The organism is Sphingomonas sp. Leaf62 (genome assembly GCF_001421915.1).
Classification (GTDB): domain Bacteria; phylum Pseudomonadota; class Alphaproteobacteria; order Sphingomonadales; family Sphingomonadaceae; genus Sphingomonas.
On the sequence record NZ_LMLN01000008.1, the window covers coordinates 25,971 to 31,925 of the forward strand.

Here is a 5,955-nt window from a genome sequence, read left to right on the forward strand (position 1 = left end):
ATTGGGTTCGGGGTGCCAACCCGCGCCGCGAAGCCGGTGGCGATCGCCGCCGTCGTGCTGGCGATCGCCGGCGCGATCTGGCTGGCGATCGGGATGGTCTATCGCTCCGGCCGGACCGCCGGCGGTGCCAGCGCCCGGGTCGCGATCGGCGAACAGCACCGCGAGCGTACTGCCGAGGCGCGGGCTGACGAGCGCCTCGCGGCCGAGGTGACGATCGCGATCGCCGACCGGACCGCGCGCGCGGACGCGCTGTCCGAAACCCTTCTCCGCTCCACCATCAAGGATCTGCGCGATGCACTCGACGCCACTCCGCCGGCTGTTGCCGGCGCTGCTCCTCCTGTCGTGCCTGTCGACCGGCTGCGCGACGACCTCAATGCGAGCATCGCTCGCGCGAACCGAGCGGGCGAAACTTCCCCCGCTCCCTGAGGCACTGACCCGGACGGAGACAATCACACCGCTGGCCGCCCCGCAGACGGGTGAGCTGGTGTCGGTCCCGAAAGCCTTCCTCGCCGAGCTGCTGGAGCGGTTCGCTGAAGCCGTTGCCGCCGTCGGCCGCGGCAACGTGCGCGCTGTTGCGGTCCGTCAGGAGCGGACCTGCACCGACACGATCCTGCGCACCGGCACCACCCCGGCCGGCTGCTGATCCCCTCCCGAATTCACGATCGGAACGACCATGGACAATATCCTGAACCCCAACGTCCCGGGGCTCGACGTCAGCCTTCCGGAGGGCCAGCGGGTAACCGTTCGCACCTCGCAGTTCGCCTACGACCTGATGCCGGGCACGTTGATCGCGAAACTCGTCGATCCGTTCGGCGGCGGTTCTACGTTCGAGGTTGCCGGGACGGTACCCGGGCAACTGGTCCTTTCGGGTGACCGGATCTTGCGCGGGACTGGCGCTGCCATGTCCGGCACGTCGTACTCGATCGTCATCATCGCGACGTCGCCCGACGGCGTGAAGCAGCAGCCGGTTCGACTGACCTTTCGTGCAGTCCTTCCGCTCGGCGGTATGCCGGCAGCGCTGGCACCATCGCTGGCGTTCGTCGTCACCGTTGTCTCGATCGTCGAGGGCAACAGCGGGACGCAATCGGTCAGCAACACGCTGAACGTCGTACGTAACGGCCTGACCGGGCCGCTGACGGTAAACCTAGCCTATTCCGGTACGGCATCGGCCGGGCTGGATTATTCCGCGCCCACCAGCGTCACCATTCCGGCGAACGCGTCGTCGGTCACCTTCGACATTTCGGTCGTCGGGGACACCACCGTCGAGGTGGACGAGACGATCGTCATCGACGCTGCTCTCGCTGGACTGCCGCTTAGCGCCCGCAAGACCATCACACTGATCAACGACGATGCGTCCGGCACGCCCGAGACGATCGCCGGCATGGCGATCGGCGCGATCGCGAATGATGGACCGATGGCGGGCATGATCCTGACCACCGGCGACGACTTCAACGGTCCACTCCTGATCATCGGCCCGGCGGCAAAGGACCGATTCAACCCGTACACCTCCACTCGCGGCGACTACCTGATCCCGGCCGCTGGTCAGGGACCGCGCAGCAGTGAAGGGCTGGGCGGATACGACGCCGACCCGAACTTCACCGGGTACAACAACTCGAACCGGGGCAAACCGGTCGCGTCCATGGCGGACATGATCACGCAGACCGGCGGGAAGCTCAGGCTGAAGCAGCGCGACATGGTCGGTGACGAGGCGCTTCACGTCTCCCGCAACAACAAGTCTGTCCTGTCCTCGATGCTGACCACCGCGCTGCGCACTCTGTTGCGGGCACCCGGCGTGTTCGAATGGGAAGAGCAGCGGTTCGCCAACGCCCGCGATCACATGACCGGTTGGATCATGCAGCGGATCAGCTTCACGGTGAACGACATCGAGGGTGATGTCGAAGCCGGTTCGCATCCCGACGGTGCCGGCGACGGCCGCGAGATCGAGTTCAACAACAACGTCTGGTTCAACGGTACGCGCTCGACCACCCGGTCGAAGGGAAGCCCGACGGCGATCGCTCCGGATTGGTCGGTCCCGCACAAGTTCGCGATCAAGATGACCGAGGCGGGCTGGCTGGAATATTACTGGAACGGCGTACTGCAGTTCACCTTCGACACCGAAGGTACCGCCGTTCTCCGCAACGCCTACCACATGATCTGGACGGCTCACATGTACAACGTCACCCGCCCGGCGGGTGAGAGCCTCTACGTCATCAGCTGGTGGCGCGCCTTTGCAAAGAACGGCCACTTCAAGGCGCTGGCGGCACCGGTCCTGATTCAGGTTGCCGCCGGCGCGTCGTTCAACGTGGCGTTGCCGAGCACGACGGCCCTGTGGGGACGCGCGGTCAACGAGGATATGCAGGCGCTGATGTGCGAGGCGAACGAGCCGGGCGGCTCGATCAACGGCGAACTGTACGACGACGCGCCGCCGGGCATTACCCTGAACAAGACCACCCCGTCGGTCAGTGGCAGCACGAGCACCCCCGGGCGTGTGCAGTTCGGCCGCTACGCCGACGAGCCGGGCTACTCGTCGGACGTTCATCGTTTCGTTCTCGAGGTCGGCCCGAAAATCAACGTGTCCAACTTCTCGGTCACGCAAGGCGTTGCCGTCGACATCGACATCTACAAGCTGATCGATTTCGGCATTCTGGTCACCGACGGTACCAATCCGTCGACCACCATTACGTTCAGCGCGCTGCCGACCGGACTGGTATTCAGCAACACCACCGGCAAGCTGACCGGCACGACCAGTGACGCGGTCGGCAATCGTACGATCCGCATCACTGCCACCAACAGTGTCGGGCAGTCGGAGTTCAAGGACTTCGTGCTGGCGGTCGTCGCCAAGCCGGTCGATCAGACGTACGCCTACCAGTCGCTCGCCAGCCTCATCGCTGACTTCGATGCAAGCCGGGACGCCATGTTCGCCAACGCGACCGGCGACGTGCCGACGTGGGGCAACCCGGTCATGGTTGCTGGTGCCAATGCCGGTGATCCCGCGCGAGGGGCAGGCAATCTCGCGAAGGCAGCGACGGTCTCACTGGTGCCACAGCGCAAGTCGAGCCAGCTCGGCGGCCGATCGGTTGTCGGCTTCACCCGCGGATCGAGTGGTGTCGCCAGCACGGTGCTCGAGTCTGATCAGAACGTGCCGGTGAGCAGCGTCCTCCAAGGCACTGACCCGGAATTCACGCTCGTTTTCCTGTTCAAACCAACCGCGGCCTTCACCGGCGTTATCGGTGGCTGGAGCGAGCAGATCGGTACCGCGGTTGCGCGGGTCGTTGGGCTCGTCCGCCGTTCGGGATCGGCAAGCTCGTTCCGGTTCGGTACGACGTCGCAGTCGACCGCGGACCTCTCGCTTGGCACCCTGAACGAGAACGTCTGGTACCTCGTCATGCTGCGCCACAAGGCCGGCAAGAGCGACGCGTGGGTCAACGGCGTGAAGGTTATCGACAACGCCGATCACACCTCGCCAACCGTCTGGACCAGTGCCGCGCGGATGAACCTCGGCAACGCGCAGGGCGGCACCAGCACCGAAGGCCGGTACCCGACCACCGCCTTCCACGGCGATATCGCGCAGTTCCTCGCCTTCAACGCCGCGATCACCGACGAGCAGGGTGCGCAGATCCGCACCGACCTTACCAACAAGTGGAGCCTCGCATGACCGATACTTTGAAAGCCGTCCACGGCAAGACCATCGACCTGAAGCCCGGTCAGCTGATCAAATTCGGCGCGCCGCTGAAAGCAACCGATGGCGTGTGGGACGCGAAGAAGCGCAAGTTCGCCTATCGCTGGGGTACATCGGTATGCTTCTTCCCGGCCGTCGAGTGTCTCTACCTTGTCGAAGGTACCACCTACAGTGCAACCGCGCCTGTCATCGAGCAGCCGCCAGCGCCCACGCCGGCACCATCCCCGACGCCGGCGACCAAGGTCCGCACCGGCACCTTCACCACGCCGGCCGGCGGGCTCGAAGCTTTCCTGCTGACCGACTTTTATTTGCTCGGCGTCGGTAGCCTCGGCAGTTTCGGTACCGCCGGTCCGCTGCCGGCCGGCATCCCGACCGATGCCGGTCGCGGCTTCCTGCGCGGCGGCATCTTCTGCCACGCGACGGACCCGCTGATGGGCGATGCAGTCCTGTACGGTCGCTCGGTCGAGGGCTTCGTCACCGCGCACCGCGCCGGCGGGATGCGGGTCCAGTCGGCCTCGGCGCTGCTGACCGGCTACCACCAGATCGACGGCACCGTGTCGGCCGAGGCCGAAGCGATCCGCTTCGTCGGTACCACGGACGACAAGATCGGCGTCGACCAGCGGATCTCGGTCGAGGGAAAGCGTATCCTGATCGACGTCCAGCTGACGAACGGCACCGGCGCGGATCTGGCCGACCTGCGCTACATGCGCCTGATCGATTTCGACCAGCCCGGTGCATATGAGACCGTCAACGAAGTCGTGGAGCGCGGTCGCGCGCGGGCGACGATGGCGGGCGATCGCGTGCTGCTGGTCGGCAGCGACGACCCGCGTGCGACGATCGGGCTGGCGATCGCCGTCCCGCCGACGCTCGATCCCTATGCGATCAAGGCGCTGCCGGTCGGCACGAAGCGCAAGGGTGACGATTCGATTCACGTCTGCTTCGATATCGGCACGCTGGCGATCGGCGCGTCGACGCGCTTCCGGATCGTGATCGACGGGTCCGCGATCGCCTCTTGAGGCACCTCGCCCGGCAGGGCATAGCGAGCGAGCTGGTTCGAACCTAACCGTTAGGATCAGCCCGCGCGCGCGGTTCAAAGGCTACCGGCTTCGCCGGGTGGCCTGCGAAATAGAAAACCTTCGGGGAATACGCAGGGCGCAGCCGCCTTTGACTGCGCGGTTAGCCACCCGGTTTCGGGTGGTGGACTAGGTGGCCCGCCAACGTATCCCCGAAGGCCACCCCGACAGCTTCCTTCCTCGTCGCCATCCTTCGAACCTTCGGACCAGCATGTCCGGAGGTCCGAAGGGTTGCGACCCTCGCCGCTTGTCGCGGCGACACCAGCGCGGCCTGACCGACGTGCTTCTCCAGGAAGAAGCTGACCTTGACCGATTTGCCTATCGCCTGCCCGCCGGCCCCCTACCTCGGCGGCAAGCGCAACCTCGCCAAGCGCATCTGCGCGATCATCGAGACTATTCCTCACAAGGCCTATATCGAGCCATTCGTCGGCATGGGCGGGATATTCCTGCGCCGTGCCCGCCCTGCATCGGTCGAGGTCATCAACGACTTGTCGGGCGACGTCGCCAACCTCTTCCGGATCGTACGCCGGCATTACGAGCCGTTCGTCGACGAGATGGCGTACCTGTTCGCCGGCCGGGCCGATTTTGATCGGATGCGGACGACCAACCCGTCGACGCTCACCGATATCGAGCGCGCGGTCCGCTTCCTGTATCTTCAGCGGCTCGGCTTCGGCGGGAAGGTCGTCGGCCGGACGTTCGGCCTGCGGCGCGACCAGTCGTCGCGCTTCGACCACGCCCGGCTCCGCGCCGATCTGCGGCGGCTGAGCGCGCGCCTCGCGCCCGTGACGATCGAGCAGCTCGATGCCGTCGAGCTGATCGGCCGGTACGACAGTAAGGACGCGCTCTTCTACCTCGACCCGCCGTATCATGAGACCACCGGGTACGGGCTGGATTTCGGACCGGACCAGTACCGGGCGCTGGCGGACCGACTGGACACGATCGCCGGCAGCTTCGTGCTGTCGATTAACGACACGCCGCTGATCCGGGAGACGTTCGCTCGTTTCGCGATCGAGGAAGTCGCCACGACGTGGACGGTCTCGGGGCATGCCGCCCGTGCCGGCACGAAGGTAACCGAGCTGATCATCCGCAACCGCCCCCGCTGAGTGGGGGTACAGCACGGGTATCGCGGGTTTGCGCAAGTTCGCAAACTCGCGGTTTTCCGCGCCCTCGACGATGCCGGCGGCGGACGGAATGTCCGCCGGT

General features: G+C 65.8%; 5 protein-coding genes. All 5 read left to right on the forward strand.

Translation table 11 applies throughout. The features are described from left to right. Window positions 1-426: hypothetical protein (locus ASE91_RS19900; protein ID WP_235530344.1), on the forward strand; the 426-nt coding region annotated here is incomplete at its 5' end. A gap of 58 nt (window positions 427-484) precedes the next feature. Next, window positions 485-643 carry a hypothetical protein gene (locus ASE91_RS19235; protein ID WP_156357691.1) on the forward strand — a complete coding sequence of 53 codons (159 nt, stop codon included), beginning with the start codon at window positions 485-487 and terminating at the stop codon, window positions 641-643. Window positions 644-673: 30 nt separating this feature from the next. Continuing rightward, window positions 674-3,655, forward strand: a complete 2,982-nt coding sequence (locus tag ASE91_RS05500; protein WP_056623673.1) for a putative Ig domain-containing protein — start codon at window positions 674-676, stop codon at window positions 3,653-3,655. After that, complete coding sequence (locus ASE91_RS05505; protein ID WP_056623675.1) at window positions 3,652-4,695, forward strand: hypothetical protein; 1,044 nt, start codon at window positions 3,652-3,654, stop codon at window positions 4,693-4,695. Before ASE91_RS05500 ends, ASE91_RS05505 begins: the two co-directional genes overlap by 4 nt. 362 nt (window positions 4,696-5,057) lie before the next feature. After that, window positions 5,058-5,855: a DNA adenine methylase gene (locus ASE91_RS05510; RefSeq protein WP_082453839.1), complete on the forward strand. Its 798-nt coding sequence runs from the start codon at window positions 5,058-5,060 to the stop codon at window positions 5,853-5,855. Window positions 5,856-5,955 lie beyond the last annotated feature (100 nt).